This window comes from Actinomyces sp. 2119 (genome assembly GCF_003591215.1).
Classification (GTDB): domain Bacteria; phylum Actinomycetota; class Actinomycetes; order Actinomycetales; family Actinomycetaceae; genus Actinomyces; species Actinomyces lilanjuaniae.
Genome location: NZ_QYRR01000004.1, coordinates 201,281 through 222,457, shown reverse-complemented (window position 1 = coordinate 222,457; position 21,177 = coordinate 201,281). Strand labels below are relative to the sequence as shown.

General features: G+C 69.3%; 17 protein-coding genes. 6 read left to right on the top strand and 11 right to left on the bottom strand.

All coding sequences use genetic code 11. The features are described 5' to 3' along the window. Positions 1-127 precede the first annotated feature (127 nt). Positions 128-2,326, bottom strand: coding sequence for an alpha-galactosidase (locus tag D4740_RS06425; protein WP_119836113.1), 2,199 nt, complete (start codon positions 2,324-2,326; stop codon positions 128-130). 215 nt (positions 2,327-2,541) lie between these two features. Between D4740_RS06425 and D4740_RS06420 the strand changes: the two genes are divergently transcribed. Continuing rightward, positions 2,542-3,723, top strand: coding sequence for an ROK family transcriptional regulator (locus D4740_RS06420; RefSeq protein WP_119836112.1), 1,182 nt, complete (start codon positions 2,542-2,544; stop codon positions 3,721-3,723). Positions 3,724-3,901: 178 nt separating this feature from the next. After that, entirely contained in the window at positions 3,902-5,419 is a 1,518-nt protein-coding gene (locus tag D4740_RS06415) for an NAD(P)/FAD-dependent oxidoreductase (RefSeq protein WP_119836111.1), read from the top strand. Positions 5,420-5,486: 67 nt separating this feature from the next. Here D4740_RS06415 and D4740_RS06410 read toward each other — a convergent pair whose 3' ends face one another. The 9 genes from D4740_RS06410 to D4740_RS06365 all read right to left on the bottom strand — a co-directional run bounded on the left by D4740_RS06410 (position 5,487) and on the right by D4740_RS06365 (position 13,916). Next, entirely contained in the window at positions 5,487-7,988 is a 2,502-nt protein-coding gene (locus D4740_RS06410) for an ABC transporter permease (protein WP_119836110.1), read from the bottom strand. Continuing rightward, the gene (locus D4740_RS06405; RefSeq protein ID WP_119836109.1) at positions 7,985-8,749 is read right to left on the bottom strand and encodes an ABC transporter ATP-binding protein; all 765 of its coding nucleotides are present in this window, start codon (positions 8,747-8,749) and stop codon (positions 7,985-7,987) included. Before D4740_RS06405 ends, D4740_RS06410 begins: the two co-directional genes overlap by 4 nt. 448 nt (positions 8,750-9,197) lie before the next feature. After that, on the bottom strand, positions 9,198-9,686 hold the full coding sequence (locus D4740_RS06395; protein ID WP_147392858.1) for a hypothetical protein: 489 nt from the start codon (positions 9,684-9,686) through the stop codon (positions 9,198-9,200). Between the two features lie 2 nt (positions 9,687-9,688). Next, positions 9,689-10,138: an ATP-binding cassette domain-containing protein gene (locus D4740_RS13520; RefSeq protein WP_396027233.1), complete on the bottom strand. Its 450-nt coding sequence runs from the start codon at positions 10,136-10,138 to the stop codon at positions 9,689-9,691. Beyond that, a complete protein-coding gene (locus D4740_RS06385; protein WP_119836105.1) occupies positions 10,135-10,491 on the bottom strand; it encodes an ATP-binding cassette domain-containing protein in 357 nt (118 codons plus the stop codon). Before D4740_RS06385 ends, D4740_RS13520 begins: the two co-directional genes overlap by 4 nt. Positions 10,492-10,495: 4 nt before the next feature. After that, complete coding sequence (locus D4740_RS06380) at positions 10,496-11,116, bottom strand: ATP-binding cassette domain-containing protein (protein ID WP_119836104.1); 621 nt, start codon at positions 11,114-11,116, stop codon at positions 10,496-10,498. Continuing rightward, entirely contained in the window at positions 11,113-12,498 is a 1,386-nt protein-coding gene (locus D4740_RS06375; protein ID WP_119836103.1) for a hypothetical protein, read from the bottom strand. The genes D4740_RS06380 and D4740_RS06375 overlap by 4 nt, the downstream gene beginning before the upstream one ends. A 16-nt stretch (positions 12,499-12,514) precedes the next feature. After that, the gene (locus tag D4740_RS06370; RefSeq protein WP_119836102.1) at positions 12,515-12,856 is read right to left on the bottom strand and encodes a hypothetical protein; all 342 of its coding nucleotides are present in this window, start codon (positions 12,854-12,856) and stop codon (positions 12,515-12,517) included. Positions 12,857-13,010: 154 nt separating this feature from the next. Beyond that, positions 13,011-13,916: a hypothetical protein gene (locus D4740_RS06365; RefSeq protein ID WP_119836101.1), complete on the bottom strand. Its 906-nt coding sequence runs from the start codon at positions 13,914-13,916 to the stop codon at positions 13,011-13,013. Between the two features lie 290 nt (positions 13,917-14,206). On the opposite strand from D4740_RS06365, the gene miaB reads away from it, so the two are divergent. After that, positions 14,207-15,946 (top strand): tRNA (N6-isopentenyl adenosine(37)-C2)-methylthiotransferase MiaB, encoded by a 1,740-nt coding sequence (gene miaB, locus D4740_RS06360; RefSeq protein ID WP_119836100.1) that lies wholly within the window; start codon positions 14,207-14,209, stop codon positions 15,944-15,946. Between the two features lie 22 nt (positions 15,947-15,968). Here miaB and D4740_RS06355 read toward each other — a convergent pair whose 3' ends face one another. Beyond that, positions 15,969-17,030, bottom strand: a complete 1,062-nt coding sequence (locus D4740_RS06355) for an FAD:protein FMN transferase (RefSeq protein ID WP_119836099.1) — start codon at positions 17,028-17,030, stop codon at positions 15,969-15,971. A 141-nt stretch (positions 17,031-17,171) separates the two neighbouring features. On the opposite strand from D4740_RS06355, the gene D4740_RS06350 reads away from it, so the two are divergent. The 3 genes from D4740_RS06350 to D4740_RS06340 all read left to right on the top strand — a co-directional run bounded on the left by D4740_RS06350 (position 17,172) and on the right by D4740_RS06340 (position 21,176). Beyond that, positions 17,172-19,037, top strand: coding sequence for an FTR1 family protein (locus D4740_RS06350; RefSeq protein ID WP_119836098.1), 1,866 nt, complete (start codon positions 17,172-17,174; stop codon positions 19,035-19,037). Positions 19,038-19,111: 74 nt separating this feature from the next. After that, a complete protein-coding gene (locus D4740_RS06345; protein ID WP_119836097.1) occupies positions 19,112-19,747 on the top strand; it encodes an iron transporter in 636 nt (211 codons plus the stop codon). Positions 19,748-19,901: 154 nt separating this feature from the next. Then, positions 19,902-21,176: a DUF2318 domain-containing protein gene (locus tag D4740_RS06340; RefSeq protein ID WP_119836096.1), complete on the top strand. Its 1,275-nt coding sequence runs from the start codon at positions 19,902-19,904 to the stop codon at positions 21,174-21,176. Position 21,177 lies beyond the last annotated feature (1 nt).

Below are 21,177 nucleotides of genomic sequence, written 5' to 3'. Positions count from 1 at the left end.
CTCCAAATCGACGGTGATTATGGACAGACTGTGGACGGGGGCGGTGGTGCGGAAAGAGTGTGGACGGGTGCTCAGGGCCGGGACGGCGCGTGCGGGAGGGTCAGTAGGTCCAGTGGTGTCGGCGGGCTCAGTCCACGGCGGTGGCGCGCACCAGGACCAGGTGGTCGGGGTGGAGGACGGGAAGGGCCAGGCCCGTGGTGGTCAGGAACGAGCCCGGCAGGACGACGCCGTCCTCGCCCATCCACCCGGCCTGCCTCTCCAGCTCTGGGTAGGGGGGCGCGGCTAGGCGGACGTGGTAGCGACGCCGCGGGTCCAGGCCGGGAAGCGGCCGTGGCGCCGTGGGCCATGTCAGGGGCTGGGCCAGGCAGGCGATCTCGAACAGGGCCTGGGAGCCGTCGTCGGCGACAACGCCCTCGATACGCAGGGCCTCGTCCTGGTCGAGGTCGGCGTGGACCGTCCGCCCGGAGTGGAGGACTCCGCGCAGCTCCTTGTGCAGCGCGATGACAGCGGCCAGGCGCTCGCGCGTGGGCTCGTCGGCGGCGGTGAGGTCCCACTCCACGCCCATGTGGCCCCACAGGGCCGTGCCAGCCCGGAAGTCGAGGTCGAGGTCGCGCAGCGTAGTGTGGGCGCGGCCGGAGCCCACATGGGTCCCCACGAGCTCGGGAGGCAGCAGGAGCGAGGTGCCCCGCTGGATGTCATGGCGGTCGTGGGCGTCGATGCAGTCCGAGGCCCACACACGCTGGACCCGCTCTGCCACACCCAGGTCCACGCGCCCGCCCCCGCCCGCGCAGGACTCGATCTCCAGCTCCGGGAAGCGCTCGCGCAGGGCGTCCAGGAGACGGTAGTAGGCCAGGGTCTGGTCGTGCACCGCCGCGGCCCCCGGCCGGGTTCCCAGCTCGGGGTTGGACGTCATGTGTCCCGTGGCCAGGAGGGGGGAGTTGTGGTCCCACTTGATGTAGGCGATGCCCAGGCGCTCCACCAGGGAGGAGATCGCTTCCAGGAGGTAGTCCCAGGCGCCCGGGGCGGTCAGGTCCAGGACCCGCTGGTGACGGTGCTCGGGGGCGCCCCCGGCACCGTCGGAGAGGATCCACTCAGGGTGTGCCCGGGCCAGGTCGGAGTCGGTGCTGACCATCTCCGGCTCGAACCACAGACCGAGCTCCATGCCCAGGCGGTGCACGTGCTCCGCCAGCGGCTCCAGCCCCTGGGGCCAGGCCTGGGCGGAGACCTGCCAGTCACCCAGGCCGGAGGTGTCGTCGCGACGGGAGCCGAACCACCCGTCGTCCAGGACGTAGCGCTCGATACCGACCTGGGCGGCGGCGTCGGCGAGCTCCTTGAGCGTGTCGAGGTCGTGGTCGAAGTAGACCGCCTCCCAGGTGTTGAGCAGCACGGGGCGGGGACGCTGAGGGTGGGAAGGCAGGGACCTCAGCCAGTCGTGGCTGCGGTGGGACAGGGCGTCCAGTCCCTCCCCCCAGGAGAAGTACAGCCACGGCGTGGTGTAGGTCTCTCCCGGCCCCAGAATCACCTCTCCGGGCAGGAGCAGTTCCCCGGCACCGAGCAGCTTGGGGCCTGCGGTGGTGTTCAGTGCCAGGTGGCGGCTGTTACCGGACCAGCCCAGGTGGACCGCGTGGACCCGCCCGCTGCGCCAGCCGAACCCCTGGGAGCCTGCCGCCAGCCAGGTAGCGGCGTCGTGGCCGGGTCGCCCCTCCCAGGACTCGCGGACCCGCGCGCCGGGGGAGAAGGGCGTGCGCACTAGCTGGCGTTCCAGAAGGTGGTGCCCGCTGGTGTCCAGGAGCTCCACCGCTGCGTCGGGCACGGGCATGACCGGGGTGAGCTCGGCGACTACCAGGTCCGCTCCTGTGGTACCGGCAGGGCGGTCGTCGCTGTCTTCGCGGTCGTCACTGACCCAGGCCCGCAGGCGCACCAGGCCGGAGGGCTCCAGCCGCAGCTCGGTGCCCAGGGTGAGGAGGTGGACTGGATCGGTGGCGAGGGAGCGCACCACGTCGGTAGTGCCAGCAGGCCCGTCCTGCCGGGAGTGCTCGTGGGCGACACCGGTGGGGTGGGGGGAGAAGGCATCGCCGTCGGTGCGGGACAGCCCTACTGCCGGACGGGCGGACCAGCCCAGGTGGGGCAGGGGAAGGACCGGCAGGTCGTTGAGTATCCAGTGGGTGTTGCTGCCCAGGCTGGTACGTGAGGCCGCGGCCGCGTCGGCCAGGTCGCCGCCCTCGACGTCGCCGAGGTCCGGCCCCCAGTGGCGCACCACCGGGAGACGGTCCTCGGGGAGGTCCAGGACCAGGGAGGTGCCCGCACTGCGCAGGTGGAGGGTCATCGTTGTCCTTCCAGAGGGGTGGTGGGAACCAGTTTCTTGTAAGCTGAAAAGAAAGGCTAGCACCTCGATGCCTTGGGTCACTCTGTGAGATCAGCCATGCTTGGGGGCAGTGTTCGGGGTGCTGGGCCTGCGGGACGTTGACGGCTATTGTTGCGGGCAGCGTCAGGCAGTGACCAGGGTTCGCGTGAGGTGAGGTGTGAGGTCTCGTGAGGTCTATGGCAGGTAGCGGACGTACGCTGGGGGCGCGGGTCCTGGTGGCCCTAGTGGCGGCCGGCCCTCTCAGCCGCACCGAGCTCGGTGAGCGCCTGGGGCTGTCGGCGGCCACGACGACCCGCACGGTGCGCCCGCTGCTGGAGGCCGGGAAGGTGGCCGAGCGGCCTCCTCAGGAGCAGACAGGTCCGGGTCGACCGACCCGGACCCTGGCCGTGGTGGAGGACTGCGCCACCTTTCTGGGAGTCAAGCTCACGGCCGACCGGCTCTACGCGGTGCTGACCTCGCCGGTAGGGGCCGTCCTGGAGCAGGAGGCTGTCCCTCTGGAGCGCACGGATCCCGAGGCCGTGGTGGCACTGGTGGCCTCGGTGGCTGCGAGTCTGGGAGCCAGGCGGGGGCGGATGCCTGACACCATCGGGATATCACTGGGTGCTGCCGTCGCGGGTGACAGCGTCGTCAAGGTGGCGGCCTTCCTGGGGTGGCGTGACGTCCCTCTGGCTGAGCTGGTCTCGGCGGCCACCGGAGTCGCCTGCACGGTCGCCAACGACGTGCGGGCCTTTGCCTACGCCGAGGCCTGGTTCGGCGTCGGTCGAGGTGCCGACCCCTTCGCCCTGGTGACGCTCGGTGAGGGGATCGGCTGCGGCCTGGTGGTGGGTGGTGAGGTGGTCTCTGGGGCACACGGTGCGGCGGGCAGCATTGGACACCTTCCCGTCGCCGTTCCCGAAGGCCCGACCGGCAGCCTTCACGCCAGCTCTCCCGGTGCCACGGACATACGGTGCGAGGTCGGGCACGTGGGTTGCGCCAGGGCCGTGGCGTCGACGTCGGGCATCACCAGGGCAGTGGCCACTCGACTCGGCCGTGAACTCACCATGGCGGAGGTTCTGGACCCTAGGACGGCGCGCCAGTCGGAGGTCCGGGAGATCCTGCGCACCGCCGCGCGTGCCGCCGGCCGCCTGGTCGGCTCTCTCGTCGCCTTCCTCGACCCTGCCCTCACGGTGGTGTCGGGGGAGGGGGTCGCGGTGCTCCAGGCCCACCGGGACGTCTTTGAGGCGGAGGTCGCCCGGCTGCGGCACTGGTCGGCCTCCCCGGCGGCGGTGCAGCTGCGTCCCTTCGAGTTCGAGGAGTGGGCGCGGGGGGCGGCCGCGCTGGCCGTGGACCGCTGGGCCGACCTGGTAGGTGCCCGGTGACGGGGCCAGGGACGGCCTCCCCACGCTCGGTGCCGTGCTTGTCCTGGCCCGGTGTACCGCTCCTGCGCCCCGGGTCGTCATGGTCGGGGGCGGCTGCATCCGCTTCTGTGGCGGGAACCACGGCAGGGTCGACTGGTCTCGCCTCGCCAAGAAGTAAGGCTACCCTTATAGTCGGGGCGTGAGTCGCACCACTCCTACCACCCTCGCGCTGTCCGCCGTCGGCCTCCTCACGGCAGGTGCCGCGCTCGCCCTGGCCCTACGCCCCAACCGCCCGGTGGTGGCGGGCCAGCCTGCTCCCCGGGGCGGCCTCCGCCCTCCCCGGGTCGTTATCGCCGGGGGCGGGTACGTCGGCTTCTGTACCGCCCGGGCGCTGCGCGCCCGGCTGGGTACCGACCAGGTGGAGGTCGCCGTAGTGGACCCCCGGCCGTACATGACCTACCAGCCCTTCCTTCCGGAGGTCGCCGCCGGCTCCATCCAGCCCCGCCACGTCATCGCCGCCCACCGTCGCTCCCTATCTGGGTGCACCATCCTCACCGGCTCGGTCACGGCCATCGATCACGCCTCCCGCAGGCTTACCGTCACCCCTCCCGTCCCGGAGAGCTCCCAGGAGGCGCCCCAGCCCTACGAGATCAGCTACGACCACCTCGTCCTGGCGCTCGGCGCCGAGGCGCGCACCCTGCCCATCCCCGGTCTGGCCGAGCAGGCGCTGGGCTTCAAGCAGGTCGAGGAGGCCCTGGCCCTGCGCAACCGCGTGTTGTCGCGCATCGAGGACGCCGCCTCCACCTGGGACGCCCAGCGTCGCAGGCGCCTGCTCACCTTCGTGTTCGTGGGCGGGGGCTTTGCCGGGGTGGAGGCCATCGCCGAGCTGGAGGACATGGCCCGTGCCCTGGTGCGCACCATCGACTCGGTGGCGCAGGAGGACGTCCGTTTCATCCTCGTGGAGGGGTCGCGCCGTATCCTGCCCGAGCTGACCGAGGAGCTCTCCGGCTACGGGCTGGAGCAGCTGCGGGAGCGCGACATTGACGTACGCCTCAACACCTTCCTGTCCTCCTGCGTGGACGGGCACGTGGTCCTGTCCGACGGCACCGAGCTCGACGCGGACACCATCGTGTGGACCGCCGGGGTCAAGGCTGCCCCCGTCCTGGCTGACTCCGACCTGCCGGTGGACGCCCGCGGGCGTGTCACCACCCTGCCCACGCTCCAGGTGGCCCGTGAAGGTTGTGTGGTGCCCGAGGCCTGGGCGGCGGGCGACTGCGCGGCCGTGCCGGACGTGACCAGCGAGGACCCGGAGGCGACCTGCGCGCCCACCGCCCAGCACGCCGTGCGCCAGGCCAGGCTCCTGGCCGACAACCTGGTGGCCGTGCTTACCGCCGCGCCCGGCCAGGATCCCCCGCTGGCCTCCTACGCCCACGAGAACCTCGGGACCGTGGCCTCCCTGGGGATAGGCAAGGGGGTGGCGCGCATCCTCGGACACAACTTGCGCGGGTTCCTGGCCTGGACGGCGCACCGTGGCTACCACGTCTACGCCGTGCCCACCCTGAACCGGAAGGTGCGCATCATGATGGACTGGTTCGCCGCCGTGGTGTTCCGTCGTGACCTGGCCTCCTTCGGCTCCGTGGCGGTGCCGGGGGCGGCCTTCGCCCAGGCCACCGCCAACGACGCCCGGATCGCCTCCCGGCGCCAGCAGCCGGGCTGAGACCGGGAGGCGGGAGAAGGCAGCGGCAGGGCGGGTTCCGGTCCCGCTGCGGCTGAGGAGACCAGGCTCAGGTAGCCGCTAGGTCCTCGACAGGGCGCCGACGTGACGCTGCGTATGCGGGCAGGAGGGCGGCGAGCGTGCCGGCGGTGGTGGCCCCAGCCAAGATGGCGGCCAGCTGCCCCCACGGTACGTGCAGGGTCATGTCGACCTCTGATGCTGACTGCCCGAGTGTGGTGATGCCAGCCCATCCGAGGAGGACCCCGGTCACAAGGCCGAGCGCGGTCGACACGATGGCCGTCAGCCCGGCCTCGGTGCAGATCATGGCCATGAGCTGTCCTCGTCCTAGGCCTACTGTGCGAAGGAGCGCGGACTCCCGGCGCCGTTCGATCACTGACAGTGCGGCTGTGTTGCCGATACCGACGAAGGCGATGACGACCGCGACAGCCAGGAGGCCGAGCACCACCATGAGCATGGTGTCAAGGATCTGGTTGTAGTAGGCACGTTCCTGGGCGCCTCCGGAGACGTTGATGCCCTCGTCGAGGGAGGAGATGTCAGTCATGACTGACTGGATGTCGGTGGAGCTCATCCCGTCCTCCAGCCGGAGCTGCAGTCGAGTGACATCTGGGCTGGAGTCGATGTCTACGAGCTCAGACGACGCGACGTGCACGATGCCTTCAGGCACGTTCTCATCCACGACGACCTCCAGCGTCGTCTCACCGCTAGCGCCGCGCGCGGTGATGTGCTGGCTGTCGTACCGGGCGGCCGGGTCGTTCGGGCTCACGTGGACGCTGCCTGCCTGCGGAACGGAGACCTCTGAGTGGGCGACACTGCTCGTGGCCTGCTGGTCCACGCCTTCTGCTACGGCCTGCTGCACAACGCTCGAGGCGCTCTCCAGGTCCACGGCCCCTGTGAGGACCTCCGCGCTGGCGACGACGCCTGGCACATGTGTGATGGCTGCGATCGTCTCTGTGTCCATCGCCTGGCCGGGTGCTGTCTCAGCGATGATGTCAATCGGGCGCCGGTCGTCGATCTGGGCGACCACGGACTCACGTACCGAGCTGACGCCCGTTGTCAGCATCGCGAGCAGGATGCTGCCAATAAGGAGGGCGGCCCCGGTCGTGGCGGTGCGTCGCCTGTTGCGGTTGACGTTTGCTGCGGCCAGCTGCATGGGCGCGGACACGGGCGAGATGAGCATCCCCAGGAGCCTCGTGACCACTGGGAGCAGGACCGACGAGGCCACGAGGACTCCCAGGCCGGCGAGGAGGCCACCAGCCACGGCCACAGTAATTGATCCCCGTCTTGCCGCGTACACCATTGCGACTGCGCCAAGAGCTGTCAGCCCTGGTCCGATGACGGCCGCCGCAGTCGATACCCGTCTCGCGGAGACAGCCTCAAGAGGCCGCAGGGCGACGATGGGGCGTACCTTGGTGGCATTGCGGGCCGGTCCCAGTGCAAAGACCGTGGTCACGACGGTGCCGCATGCGATCGACCCGACCACCATCAACGGTGGTACGGACAAGGCCGACAGCGGTAGTCCGGTGCCGCCCGAGGCGCTTACTGACACCAGTGCTGCTGCGGTACCAATGCCGATGGCGGCACCAGCGGCCGAGAAGACCAGCCCTACAATGCCTGCCTCCAGCAGGATCAAGCGGTACACCTGGGCAACGCCTGCCCCGATGCACCGAAGGAGGGCAAGCTCTCCAGTCCGCTGGGCGACGAGCACACGGAACGTGTTGGCGATGACGAACCCGGACACGAGCAGTGACACCGCCCCGAACACGAGCACCATGCTGGTCAGCAGCGTGCTGGTGCCCGACAGCTGGGCAACCTGGTGCTCGACAGCCTCCTCACGCGTGAAGACTGACAGGGATGAGCCGACATCGACGTGCTCGGCGACACGGGCCGACAGCGTCCCGGGCGAGACCCCCTCCGAGGCGCTCACAAGTATCCCCGTGGTCACAGCCAGCAGCCCAAGCGCCTCGAACGTCGTCTCAGTCGTGATCAGCGTCGGGGTCCCCTGGCTGAAACCAGCGTTGGCCGTCGAGGTGAGCCCCACGACGGCAAGGTCAGAGGAGTCGCCGTCGCCGACCACGTCCGTCACACGGAGGGTGTCGCCCACTGTGACGCCCAGGGCCTCAGCGCTGACCTCGTCCATCGTCACCTCCCCACGGGCACTCGGCCAGTCTCCCCACGACAGCTCCTGCCACCGGTTCTGCGCTGACAGCAGCGGCTCCACGCTCGCGTTGGCGCGTCGCGCGCCGGAAGCGACCTGCACGTAGGACGACCGCTGCGCGTCTGCCGCCGCAACCCCCGCCAGGCTGTCCAGACCCTCCAGAGCGGTAGCGACCTGCTCGTCGATATCAGCAGTCTCAGCGTCGTCGTCGGTGACCGCGACCTGGAGGTCCGCCTGGTCCATCTGGGCTGTGAGGCCGTCAACCATCGTCTGCCTGTAGGACGAGGACAGGAGCAGAGTCGTCACGACGAAGGCAACAGACAGCGTGACCGCGATACCAGTCGCAATCAGCCGACCGACGTGTGCCCGAACAGAGGAGAACAGTACCTGGTTCATGAGGTGTGCTCCTCGTCGCCAGAGTCGTCAGGCTCCAGCCTGCTGAGCGCCTCAAGCACGGCACGCTGCGTCGGCTCCTGTATGGTCTCGCGCGTCTTGCCGTCTGCAAGAATGAGGACCTCATCGGCGTATGAGGCGACCTTGGGGTCGTGCGTCACCATGATCACTGTCTGGCCGAGCTCGGAGACCATGTTTCGCAGCAGCTGCAGGATTCGCGTGCCAGAGTTGGAGTCCAGGTTTCCCGTAGGCTCGTCGGCAAAAACAACGGCTGGTTGTGTCATGACCGCCCTCGCGATGGCGACGCGCTGCTGCTGCCCGCCGGAGAGCTCGTGCGGCCTGTGACTCAGACGGTCCCTGATACCGAGTTCCTTGACAATCAGCGACACCCAGTCCTTGTCCTGCTTCTGGCGCGCGATCTTGAGCGGGAGGAGGATGTTCTGCTCGGCGGTGAGTGTGGGGATGAGATTGAATGACTGGAAGATGAAGCCAATGCGGTCCCGGCGCATCCTCGTCAGTTGACGGTCACGCAATCGCGTGATATTGGTTCCCTCGATCCAGACCTCGCCCGCGTCAAGCGAGTCCAGCCCGGCCATGGTCTGCATGAGCGTGGACTTTCCGGAACCAGATGGCCCCATAACCGCCAGAAAACTGCCGTGAGCGACCTCGAGGTCTACTCCGCCCAAGGCTGTCACCGCCGCCTCGCCCGAACCGTACATCTTCCGGAGATTGACCGCTCGTACTGCTGCCTCGCTTGGCTGCATACTAGTTCTCCCTCGTGTTCTTGAGATCGACGCAGGGCGGCGATCGTTTTGTGTGTTAGTGTTCAGGGTGCTCCTACTGAAGCCGCGCATCATCGGCCGTGGGTACCACGTCTCACTTTCAGGCTCGTCCTCCCGGAGGACCTGAAGGCCATCCTCCAGGACGAGCCGTCGAGGGCTCGCTGCCGGTGCCATCATCTGGTCGCGCCCCGTCCGACATCGATTCTTTGCTGCTGGACCGCAGGTACAGCTCGCTATAGGCGCCGCCTTTTTCAATCAGTTCCCGGTGGCTACCCCGTTCCACCACCCTCCCGTTCTCGATAACGAAGATGATGTCTGCATCAATCACCGTTGACAGCCGATGGGCAATCACCACGCGAGTCGCTGAGAGTTCGTTGAACAATGCAGTCGGCCTGAGACGGACGGGCTGGCGCAGCAGGACAGGGCAGGTTCAGGCCCTGCGGGTACTGGCGGTCAGAAGCAAGGCGAGGAAGCATCCCACGACGGTGCAGGCAGTTTCAGGGCTGTTGACAGGCTCCTCGAAGAGTGTCGAGCCAGGTGGGACCGGCACCAGAGCATCAATGCTCGCAAATGGAAGCAGGCGCGTCACGCCCTCCAGAGTCCCGCCGACCTGCCTGGCAAGAGTCCTCACCGCTGTCTCCGCCACGAACGGTACAGTCAGTATCAGGGTGATTGCCGCAGTCTGTGATCGGGTAGTGAGTACCGTACAGGTGCCAACGACGCCCCAGGCGACTACTGCTGCCGAGCGTCCGAGTATCAGCACGGTCAGTCCTGGAACCCAGAGCCTGCCGTCAAGAAGGCCGGTGCTGACAAGAATTCCCCAGGCTCCGAGGCTGCCGACAAGCGCGACTGCTGCTGAGACAACGGCGGCCCCGAAAACCTTGGACATCACAAAGGTAGTGCGGGACCCGGCCATCATGATCACCATAGTACGGCCGGAATGGGTGTACTCCTGACCTGCGCACATTCGTCGTCGGAGGTGCGTAAGACATGTGCTCCTCTCCGCACGAGCTGTTCCTGGAGGTCCGATGCCCGGCTGCAGGCTACCCGATGTGTCAGTGGTCCTGCAGACAGCTTGAAGTCGTGCATCGGCTCGTCGGTGATGAGCCTGCCAGCGTCAATGAGAAGGACGCGCTGAGCAAGGTGATCGAGCTGGGAGAGGTGGTGGGAGGACAGCAGCACGGCGCCTCCATGAGCTGCGAAATCGATGATGACGGAGTTAATCCAGCGTATCCCGAGGGGGTCCAGGCCGTTGGTTGGCTCATCAAGGACCAGTAGTCGCGGCTGCGGGGCAAGAGCCATGGCAAGGGCAAGCCGCTGCCGCATGCCCAGCGACAGCTGCCCCACCCGCCGACCTTCTAGCGTGCTCAGGCCGACAGTCTCCAGCAGCTCGTCAACGCGCCTTTGTGGCAGACCAAGGCTTTGACACCAGGATGCAAGCAGGTAGCGTGCCCGCAGATCAGGGTGGCTGTCAGGCTGTCCAGGACAGCGCCGACTCGATGAGGACTCGGAGCCCGGTTGCTGCCCCGGTACCCGGCGACCCAGGCTGTGCCGGGACCTGGCAGTGCCCCAAGAAGCCGGTGGAAGAGGGTCGTCTTCCCGGCACCGTTGGTACCAAGGACGCCGACAACCTCGTGCGGCTGCACCTCGAAGGAGACATCGAACAGACGCTGCTGGGAGCCGTAGACGGCTCCCAGCCTGTGTGCTCGCACGGTCACACCCATTGGCTTACTCCTTCTTTTCCTTCTCTGTCGCCCTTGGCGCGGGCAGCCGAAGCGTCGTGGTCGGCTGGAACCCGTCTGGGCTGCCGTGGGCGGCGACGACGACCAGCCTGCCCTCCTCGCGCCACTGGCACATCTCCCGGTTGAGCTCCGCGCGCGCCTGATCGTCCAGGGCGATAAAGGGCTCGTCCAGCATGACGACGTCGAAGTTCCCCAGGGTGCACATGAGGAGCCACAGCTTGCGCTCAGTACCCGAGGAGAGCTCGTCGGCGCGCGTGTCAAGCCAGTCCGCGAGCCGGTAGCGGCCTGCGCGCTCCAGTACGCCGTGGAGCCGGGATCCCGCCAGCTGGCTGGAGAAGGCCAGGTGGTCGTAGACGCTCATCGCCGGGTAGAGGGCGGGCCTGGTCCGCACCACCCTGCGCCAGGGGCGGGCCCTGGGGCTGGAGGCGTCGTGTCCGCACACCAGGACGCGTCCGGCCCCCGGCCTGAGGTAGCCGCTGACCAGCTCGACGAGTGTCGACTTGCCGGAGCCGTTGGGGGCCTGCAAGGCTACGAGCCCCTCGCGCGGGAACCTCATGGAGAGGTCGGTGAAGACCGGCGGGTCGTCCTCTGAGTAGGCAAAAGTCACACGATCGAGAACGACGCGTTCCGGATGACCATGAGGGACACCCACGGCAGACCTCCAAGCAGGACGATGGTGGCGGTGACGGGCAGCGCGGCGGCTGAGGGGGTCAGGACCGAGTAGAGGTGGGGTCCCAGCAGGCCCATGCCCGCCAGCGCCCCAGCCAGGGAGGACCGGCAGCGCCCGTCCGGCAGCTGCGGTGCGGGCACGAGCGCGCTGCCCAGGGGGCCGGCCAGCGAGGCCCCCACTGGCAGCAGGAGCACCGCCGCCGTGGGCGGGACGGCCAGGGCGAAGCAGGTCAGGCCGACGGCGCTAGAGATGAGGAGGCCGTCAAGAAGATGGGCTAGGGTGCTTCCGACGGCCAGCCCGTAGCCACAGGCACCCGCTTCCCAGGCAGCCCGGAGTTGGTAGCACCGGCTGCGCACGCCGTACCAGCTGACGCCTGCCTCCGTGATCGTCAGGGCGGGCAGCACTGCTCCGAGTGCCACGACGCGAGCCGCAGCCTCACCGTTGCGTGCCACCACCGTGCCGATGTCAGGGACGCTCGCTCTGGCGGCGACCAGGACCACGCACAGCAGCAGGGCGAGCGTCAGGGAGCGAACCAGCAGCGCCCGCACCGGAGGCACCCAGCACCCCAGCCGCAGCACCACCAGCGTCCGTACCGCCACAGGCGTCCGTGCGGACAGGGGTGTGCGGCGGCGTCGGCGCCGTGCACGGACCGGTACCCAGGTAGTGCCCGCTACCGTCCGCAGCTCTGCGGCGGCCAGGCCGGTGAGTGCAGTACAGGCACCGGCAAGCCCGAGCTGGCTGGGAAGCATGCTCGGGGCGAGGGCGAGGGCGCCCACAAGGCAGAGCAGCACGGCGGTGAGCAGCTGACGAGGACCGCGCTGGTGCGTCATGAGCTGGGCCATGAGGCCGAGCTCAGCAGCCGTGCCCGCAGCGATGACGAGAAGGGACGGGGCGGCCCAGGTGCTGTCCGCCCCGCTGCCCACGAGCAGGCCGCTGGCTGCCAGCACGGTGAAGGCGCCCTTGACCACCGCTGGTACCGTGAACCGGACCAGGAACCACTGGGGCATCCCCAGGTCCACTGCCCGCATGAATGGTGCCAGCACCGGTGCCGTCAGCTCCTCCCGCTTCTGGGAGAGCGCTGTGTGCGCCAGCTGCCAGACAGCCCAGGCGGCGGCCAGGGCAGGCCAGGGTGGGGTCAGGTCAACGGCGGCGCAGAGCCGACCGACCAGTAGCGCCAGCGCAAGCACCGGCACCACTGCCAGCACGGTCAGCCCGGTGACGACGGCGAGGAGCGTCCTGGGCCTCCATCTCAGGCCGAATCGTGTGGCCGCGTCATAGGCCCACAGGAGCGCCGCCGCTGTCACGGGGGTGGCCGTCATGACAGGCTGCCCCTGCTCAGAAGCTCCTGCTGGGGCGGCTCGCCTCAGCCCGCTCAGCCCAGGTCATGACGGCGAGAACAGCCAGCAGGCCGGAGGCGATGATGCCTACCCAGGCGCTCGGGGTGGGCGGCACCGTCTCAAGAGTGTGCGTGTAGCGCAGCGTCCCGGTGACGGCAAGCATGGTGGCACCGATGAAGATCAGCCACACACCCACCGCGCGCTCGTGGAGCCTGGTCAGCAGCGACACTAGGACCAGCGAGGCACCGGCTCCCGCGACAGCCAGGGGTATTCCGCCCGTGGAGCCCAGGAGCGCCGTGCCGCAGCCGCAGACGGCACTGACTGCGGTCAGTACGAGCATGAGGCGGCGTAGTGGGCGTCCAGCTGTAGGTCCTGTCGTGCGTCGTGCCATGGTGCCTTCTAGAGTGCGACCGGAAACAACGTCATGAGCACCGTAACAGACACGTGTCCCTCGGGTCGAGGAGGTGACGAGCCGCTTCTGGGAGGCCTGGTGTCTAGGACGACCCCGGCCCCTTAGTCACTCCAGTCACTCCCGCCTCCCGGCGCAGCAGGCCGTGGGCGCCCAGGCCGCAGGGGGTGAGCACCGCCAGGTCGGCCGCATCGCCATGGTTGGCGGGCAGCGCGGCAGCGGCGCCGGTGATCGTGTGCCACAGGTCCTCAGCGTCCTCCCAGCCGCAGAACAGCTCGAAGCCGTCCTGGCCGTGGCGCCTGGTGCGGGCCAGGAGCACCGAGTGCCCCGCGGCCGTGGCGCGCACGATGGCGCAGCAGCGCAGGCGCGCCACGATGCCCGTCCCGCACAGGACGTCGGGGACGTCCCCGCCCGGCTCGGTCTGGCCGGGTGCTGGACCCAGGGCCGCAGGGATGCCCGGGCCGGAGCCCACGACGTGGCACAGCACCTCCGGTGCGCGTGGCCCCAAGACCGCGATAAGAGCGGTGTCTAGGGACAGGTCGGTGACACGGGCCCCAGTGCCCGCGCAGCGCAGGACCAGTTCCGCCGCCACGCGCTCGCGGCTGGCGGCACTGGTGACCAGGAGGAACTCCTCCTCGCCGACGTGGTGGACCACGACCTCGTCCAGGACGCCGTCGATGACACCGCCATCAGGACCCGCGATCGCCGAGCAGCCCGATCTGCCCACTGCCAGGGTGGAGACGCGGTCGGCCAGGACCCCGTCCAGCGCTGCTGCCGCTCCTGGTCCCTCCACCCTGACCTCCCCCGTGTGGGACAGGTCCAGGATCCCGGCCGAGTGACGGGCCGCCCGGTGCTCTGCCTGCTCGCCGACGTAGGACCAGGGCATGGCCCAGCCGCTGACAGTGCGCAGACGGGCTCCCAGGCGGTCGTGGGTGCGGTGCAGCGGTGTCTGGCACAGTGAGCTGCTCGACGGCGCGATCATGGTGCGCATGGGCTCTCCTCGGGTCCTCCTGGTTCCATCCCGGGTCCTCCCCGGTCTGTCTGTCCCGTGCCTGGTCCTGGCAGTCTGGACCTGGTGCTGACTGGCGGGTCACACCCGCCCATATCTACGATACCTCGCTGTCGGCTGAGGCTCGTGCCCCCATGCTCTGTCGGAATGCTCTGCCGGAGGTGACGCAGCGGCGAGCACTTCCCATCTGCTGACTGTCACTGCCTGTCTACTACCCATCTGCTGCCGACCCGCTGTCTATCTACCCTCTGTCCGCCGTAGACTCGATGCCGATGACCACGGCAGACACCTCTACCTCCGTTGCCCCCGCCCCGTCCGCCCCGGCCCTGGACGCCCGGGGCGCCAGCACTGCGCCGCGCACCTACCACGTGCGCACGCTGGGCTGCCAGATGAACGTCCACGACTCCGAGCACATGGCCGGCCTCCTGGAGGGGGCCGGCTACCGGCGCGCCCAGGACGTTCCGCAGGCTGCGGCGCGGGCCACCCCTGCCGGTGACGGCGGGGCCGACGTCGTCATCCTCAACACCTGCTCGGTGCGGGAGAACGCCGCGAACCGCCTGTTTGGCAACCTTGGCCAGCTGGCGGAGGTCAAGCGCCAGCGCCCCGGCATGCAGATCGCCGTCGCCGGGTGCCTGGCCCAGCAGATGGGGGAGAGGATTGTCGAGCGGGCGCCGTGGGTGGACGTCGTCTTCGGTACCCACAACCTGGACGTGCTGCCCGCCCTGCTAGAGCGTGCCCGGCACAACCGGGCCGCCGCCGTGGAGCTGGAGGAGTCCCTCAAGGTCTTTCCCTCTACCCTGCCTACCCGCAGGGAGTCGCCCTACGCGGCCTGGGTGTCGGTGGCCGTGGGCTGCAACAACACCTGCACCTTCTGCATCGTGCCCTCACTGCGGGGCAGGCAGCGCGACCGCCGTCCCGGTGACGTCCTGGCCGAGGTTGAGGCCGTGGCCGCCCAGGGGGCCATTGAGGTGACCCTCCTGGGACAGAACGTCAACTCCTACGGAGTGGGCTTCGGGGAGCGGGGAGCCTTCGCCAGGCTGCTGCGGGCTGTGGGCCAGGTCGAGGGCATTGAGCGGGTGCGCTTCACCAGTCCCCACCCTGCGGCTTTCACCGACGACGTCATCGACGCCATGGCCTCCACCCCCACCGTCATGCCTAGCCTGCACATGCCCCTACAGTCCGGCTCGGACACGGTGCTGCGCGCCATGCGGCGCTCCTACCGCTCCCGGCGCTTCCTGGACCTGCTGGAGAAGGTGCGTACCCGTATGCCGCAGGCCGCCATCACCACCGACATCATCGTGGGCTTCCCCGGGGAGACCGAGGAAGACTTCCAGGCCACCCTGGAGGTGGTCGAGGCCGCCAGATTCGCCTCCGCCTTCACCTTCGAGTACTCCCCCCGCCCGGGCACGCCCGCGGCGGACCGTGAGGACCAGGTGCCCACCGAGGTGGTCAAGGAGCGTTACCAGCGCCTGGACGCCCTGGTGCGCCGCATCACCCACGAGGAGAACGCCGCCCAGGAGGGGCGTGTCCTGGAGGTGCTCGTGGCCGAGGGGGAGGGGCGCCGTGACGCCTCTACCTCCCGGGTCTCAGGGCGTGCCGCAGACAACCGGCTGGTGCACCTGGCGCTGCCCGCGGGCCTGGACGCAGGTGACTACGCCGGTGGCGCGCCGCGACCCGGTGACATGGTGAGCGTGCGTGTCACCCACGGCGCCCCCCACCACCTCATTGCCGACTCTGCCCGGTGCCCTGGACCGGCGGGTGCGCACGCCCTGGGGACGCAGGACGGCAGCGCCGGCAGCGTCGGCAGCGCCGGCAGCACTGTCAGTGGGGCTGGGCCGCTGGGCGGACGCCTGTGGCTCGATGACGGTCCGGCCCTCTTCACGGTCCGCCGTACCCGGGCGGGGGACGCCTGGCAGCGCCGCCAGGCCGAGGCCCGCGCGGTCCCGGAGCCGGACTCCGCCCCCGTGGCGATCGGGATGCCGACGATCCGCGTCGGTGCCCCGACGCCCTGAGGACTTGTAGGAGTAACAGGAGTCACGAGGTAAAGAGTTCTGCGGGCAGGTTGCGGAAGCCGCGAGAGACTGACGCAGACCCGTCAGTACGCAGCAGCACGAAGTCGTAGTCAAGCCCCGGGGCGCCCCGGGTGGCCCGGGCCAGGTCCTGGGGCGCGGTGGTAAACAGCGCCGTGGCCAGACCGTCAGCCACGGCGCAGGAGCTGGCCACCACCCACGTGGCCGCTACCTGCTGGACGGGCAGCCCGGTCACGGCGTCGAGGATGTGGTGGAGCCCGTGCCCCCAGGTGCGCCGGTCCGTGCCCGAGCCGCACACCGCGCCCCGGCAGATCTCCACGGCACCCACGACGTGTCCTGACCTGCCCGGCTGTTCCAGCCCTACTCTCACGGGCCGCGACGAGCGCACCAGCAGGTCGCCCGAGGCGTCTACCACAAGCTCCTCCACGCCGTGGTCGGCGAGAAGAGCGCCTACCAGGTCCGCCAGGAACCCCTTGCCCACCGCGCCGACGTCGACGAGGGCCGGAGTCTCCAGCCTGAGCCTGTCGCCCGCGTGGCTCACGGTGGTGCCCCAGGTCGGTCGGCCGTGGGTCGCCCCCAGGCGGTGGGCGGCGCCGTCACGCACCCGGAAGTCTAGGTCGGGGCTGTATCCCAGCTCGACCAGGTCGGCGCCGGCCAGCGGGTCGAGGCGCCCGTTCGTCAGCCGGTACAGGCGGTCGTAGAGGTCGAGCATCCTGGAGCTGCCCGCAGGCAGGTCCACCAGCACGGGGCCGCTGCCGAGCCGACCGTCCGCGGCCTGCCGGACCAGGGAGGAGGGCAGAAACCGCGACCAGGTCCGCTCAAACTGCTCCACGAGCGCAGTCACCGCCGCGCGGGGCTGCGCCTCCAGCGGCTGCCTGGTGCGGACCTGCCAGGTAGTCCCCGTGGCGGGCAGAGACCATGAGCACCTCAGGTGGTCGCCCGGGCCGGGCAGTGGTGGGAGGGCGTCGGCCCGGTCGTCCCGGCCTCCGTGCTGAGCGCGGGCGCACCCAGCGCTGGTCGGTACCACGTTCGACGCCTCCTCCTGCCAGCCTTTGACGAGAGCCATTACCTCAGCATAGTCTTCGCCATAAAGGAAAGGCTCACCTATGCTTCCAGCGACTTATGGCGACGATCCCACAACAGGCTCACGTATGACCTCACCACGACGGTGACACCCTGACCCTGCCACATGAAGGACCCCTCCAGCATGCTCTCAGCCCCCGCAGCCCGTACCGGCCCGGTTGTCGCGGCTTCGCTGCTCCTGGTGGTCCTCGTGCTGTCCCCGGTGGTTTTTGTGGCGGGCGCGCTCTCCCCGGCCCGCGCCTCGGACTCCGATACCGACCACGACACCTGGGGCCAGGCTGCCGCCGTGGTGGACGAGCGCCTGCACTCGGCGCTCACCAAGTACGAGGACGGGGACACCGCCGGCGCCGCCTCCGGCTTCCAGAGCGCCTACCACTCCTCCTACAAGGCCTCCAACATGTCAGCGGCCGTCTCCGAGACCCTCGGGGAGGACGTGGCCGAGGACCACAGGGAGAAGTTTGACGCGCTGCGGACCGCCGCCTACTCCCTGGGCAACGACCAGGTCCTCAGCGAGGGTGTCGCCGGGCTGAGTCAGGAGGTTACTGAGGCCGCCACCCAGCTCGACGCCACCGCCGACCTGGCGGGTCCCCGAGACTACGCCCAGGAGCAGGCTGCCGTGATCGCCTCCCAGCGCGCCGAGATCCAGGCCAGCAGAACCAGCGTCAACGAGGGACGCGGGGACCGTACCTGGACCGTGGTGGCCCAGGAGATGACTGAGCTCATCAACCAGGGCGTGGAGGAGGCCCAGGCCGGGGACGGCGAGGCGGGGGCCGCCCTGGTCAACGACGCCTACTACGGCTACTACGAGAAGCTGGGCTTTGAGAAGACCGTCATGGCGGCGATCTCAGGCAGTCGTGTCTCCGAGGTGGAGAACCAGTTCAAGGTGGTCCGCAAGGCCATGGTGGCGCAGGACTCGACTGGCGACACGGGGGATGTCGCCGAGCAGGCGCGGCTGCTGACCACCATGCTGGCCGAGGACGCCGCCGCCCTGGACGGCGGCGCGGGCGAGATCAGCCCTGTGCGAGCCTTCCTCAGCGGGTCCTTCGGCCAGGCCTTCCTCATCCTGCTACGTGAAGGCCTGGAGGCGATCCTCGTGGTCGCGGCGGTCATCGCCTACCTGGTCAAGGCCGGGATGAGGAACCGCGTGCGCTACATCTACCTGGGGGTGGCACTGGGGCTAGCAGCCTCGGGTGTGGTCGCGCTGCTCTTCTCGGTCCTGTTCAACTCCGCCTCTGCCCACCAGGAGGTCCTGGAGGGCGTGGTGGCCTTGGCCGCCATGGTCATGCTCCTGTTCACATCCAGCTGGATGCTGTCGAAATCCTCGGTGGAGTCGTGGAACAGGTACATCAAGGACCGCACTGAGGCGTCAGTCTCCCAGGGGGGTGTGTGGGCGCTGGCCTCCCTGAGCTTCCTAGCCGTATTCCGGGAGGGAGCGGAGACGGTCATGTTCTACCAGGCGCTCCTGGCCCTCGATCCCGGTGGCAGTGCCAGCGTCTGGCAGGGCTTTGCCGCAGGGGCCGCAGCACTGGTGGCGATCTTCCTGCTCATCCGCTTCACCTCGGTGCGCATCCCCCTGCGCCCCTTCTTCCTGGTGACCTCAGCCATGATGGCGGTTCTCGTCGTCGTCTTCGCTGGCGGCGGGGTCCACGCCCTCCTGGAGGGCGACGTCGTCCCGGCCACCTACATCGAGGGGTGGCCCACCTACGACTACCTCGGCGTCTACCCCTACGTGGAGACGCTGGCCGCCCAGGCAGCCATGGCGGTCGTCGTCGTCGGCCTGGCCCTGGTTTCCGCGGTGCGTCGTCACCGTGCGGCCGTGGAGGCGCAGCCCGAGTCCTCACGGCAGGAGGCCGAGGCGGTCGACAGGCACGGTGCCTACGACAGCCGTGATAGCGAGACCCCGCAGGGCGCGGAAGCCGCCGAGGCCGCAGAGGCTGCGCAGGACGTGGAGGAGGGTACTGGGACTCGCAGACCTGACTCTGACTACTAACCAGGACCCGCCGCCCCGGGAAGGACTGGGGAGCACGGCTGTCAACCCACCCGTAACCGAGCAAAGGATCCCACATGCGCTCTCTCCCGATCACCTCCGCACTCAGTGCCCTCCTCCTCGCGGGCAGCCTCGGCCTGGCCGCCTGCTCCTCCGGCGACTCCGGCAGCTCAGACGACGCCTCCTCCGGGACCGCCGCCTCCGACTCCGCGGCTGACTCCGGCGGCGACTCAGGCGCCGGGTTCGAGGAGTTCCCGGTCGGGGAGGACCAGGAGGCCGTGGACCAGATCAACGTTGCGGTCGTCTACTTCCAGCCCATCGACATGGAGCCGGCTGACTCCGGTCTGGCCGCCAGCGACGCCGACCTCCACCTGGAGGCCGACATCTCTGCCCTGGAGGGCAACACCCTAGGCTATGGTGCCGGCGACTTCATCCCCGGCCTCACCGTCGAGTACGCCATCACGGACAAGGCTAGCGGCGAGGAGGCCACCAGCGGGACCTTCATGGCGATGAACGCCTCGGACGGCCCCCACTACGGAGGCAACATCGCCCTCCCCGACGCCGGCGAGTACGAGCTGACGCTTACTATCGACAGCCCCGAGGGCCAGGGATGGGTGCTGCACGTTGACGACGAGACGGGCGTGGAGGGCCGCTTCTGGACCGAGCCCATCGAGCTCACCTGGGACTGGGACTACACGCCTCAGGAGTGGTGACCTCCTCCGGGCAGGACCGGGGTCAGGACGCCCTCACAGGCCACCCCCTGAGCGGCCTTGCCCCGGCGCCCCGCCGAGACACGATGCTGACACGACGTCAGAGCGCTGGCCTGGCAGGCTGGCGGGCTGCACGAGAGAAGGGATCCTGAGCGGCATGCTGGAGCACTTTGTCTCCGTCGTGGGAGGGATGACTCTCCCGTTCCTGCTGCTGGCAGCTGTCACCGTGGTGCTGACGCCGCCGGTCGTCAGCGGCTGGCCCCGGGCCAGCCGGGCCAGGATGGCTGCTGCGGGGGCGGGGCTGGCCGCTGCCACCGTTTTCGCGCTCCTGCGGGCCGCGGCTGTCCTGCACTCGCGCACCGCCGTCAACCTGCCGACCGCCTCCCTGCTGGTGGTAGCGGACCTGGCTCTCCTGGTCGTCCTGGCGGTGCTGGCGGCGCGGACCTCCTGGGGCTACGAGGGGAGGTTCTCCCTGGCTGCCAGCACGGTGGCCTGTGCCGCCCTGGCGCTGTCCTTCTTCCGTGCCGCCCAGGAGGTCATCCTCCGGCTGACAGCGTTTATCGAGCCGGGGGAGGCAGCCCTGTCAACGGAGACCCTGCTACGCGTCCTGGGCTTCCTGGGAGGCTGGGTGGCGGTGGCGCTGCTCGCCTTTATCAACGCCCGGGCACTGCGACGTGTCCCCAGGCGAGCGGCCCACCTCACCGTCCTGGCCTTCGGGGCGGTGGTGGCGCTCGTCAGTGCCGTGGACCTTCTCCGCCTCCTGCACGCCACCCACCGCATCGTGCTGCACGGGTCCGGCTTCCGGGCACTGACATGGGCCACCAACAACGCGCAGGGAGCAGTCCTCATGGTCGCAGCCGCCTTGCTCCTGGTCCCCATGGTGTCCCTGTTCGCCTCCACCCTGCGCTCCCTGCCCGAGCTGCCCAACCCGGCACGGGTGCGCGCGGAGCGCTCGGGACGGCGGCGCTCGCGACGCTGGGTCATGGCCTCTGCCCTGGGGTTCTCCGCCCTGGTGCTCACGCGTACCGTCGCTGTCGCCAGGGTCAACGAGGTCCCCACCCTGTCTGAGCCTGAGCACTACACCCTGGACGAGACCGCAGGTCTGGTGCGCCTGCCGACCTCCGCCCTGGCTGACGGGCACCTGCACCGCTACGCCTACACCACCGGCACGACCGAGGTGCGCTTCATCGCCATCCTCAAGAACGGCGGGGCCTATGGAGTAGGCCTGGACGCCTGCGAGAACTGCGGCCCCTCCGGGTACTACGAGGCTGATGGCAAGGTGATATGCCTGCGCTGCGACGTCGCTATCAACCCCGCCACCATCGGGTTCCAAGGAGGGTGCAACCCCATCCCCCTCGACTTTGCCGTGGACGGGGCAGACCTGACAATCGCCACCTCCGTGCTGGAGGACAACGCGGAGGTCTTTGCCTGAG

Coding starts and splice junctions, on each gene's coding strand:
- D4740_RS06425 (WP_119836113.1), bottom strand. CDS start 2,326: ATGACCCTCCACCTGCGCAGTGCGGGCACCTCCCTGGTCCTGGACCTC.
- D4740_RS06420 (WP_119836112.1), top strand. CDS start 2,542: ATGGCAGGTAGCGGACGTACGCTGGGGGCGCGGGTCCTGGTGGCCCTA.
- D4740_RS06410 (WP_119836110.1), bottom strand. CDS start 7,988: ATGAACCAGGTACTGTTCTCCTCTGTTCGGGCACACGTCGGTCGGCTG.
- D4740_RS06405 (WP_119836109.1), bottom strand. CDS start 8,749: ATGCAGCCAAGCGAGGCAGCAGTACGAGCGGTCAATCTCCGGAAGATG.
- D4740_RS06395 (WP_147392858.1), bottom strand. CDS start 9,686: ATGATGGCCGGGTCCCGCACTACCTTTGTGATGTCCAAGGTTTTCGGG.
- D4740_RS06385 (WP_119836105.1), bottom strand. CDS start 10,491: ATGGGTGTGACCGTGCGAGCACACAGGCTGGGAGCCGTCTACGGCTCC.
- D4740_RS06375 (WP_119836103.1), bottom strand. CDS start 12,498: ATGACGGCCACCCCCGTGACAGCGGCGGCGCTCCTGTGGGCCTATGAC.
- D4740_RS06370 (WP_119836102.1), bottom strand. CDS start 12,856: ATGCTCGTACTGACCGCAGTCAGTGCCGTCTGCGGCTGCGGCACGGCG.
- D4740_RS06365 (WP_119836101.1), bottom strand. CDS start 13,916: ATGCGCACCATGATCGCGCCGTCGAGCAGCTCACTGTGCCAGACACCG.
- miaB (WP_119836100.1), top strand. CDS start 14,207: ATGACCACGGCAGACACCTCTACCTCCGTTGCCCCCGCCCCGTCCGCC.
- D4740_RS06355 (WP_119836099.1), bottom strand. CDS start 17,030: ATGGCTCTCGTCAAAGGCTGGCAGGAGGAGGCGTCGAACGTGGTACCG.
- D4740_RS06350 (WP_119836098.1), top strand. CDS start 17,172: ATGCTCTCAGCCCCCGCAGCCCGTACCGGCCCGGTTGTCGCGGCTTCG.
- D4740_RS06345 (WP_119836097.1), top strand. CDS start 19,112: ATGCGCTCTCTCCCGATCACCTCCGCACTCAGTGCCCTCCTCCTCGCG.
- D4740_RS06340 (WP_119836096.1), top strand. CDS start 19,902: ATGCTGGAGCACTTTGTCTCCGTCGTGGGAGGGATGACTCTCCCGTTC.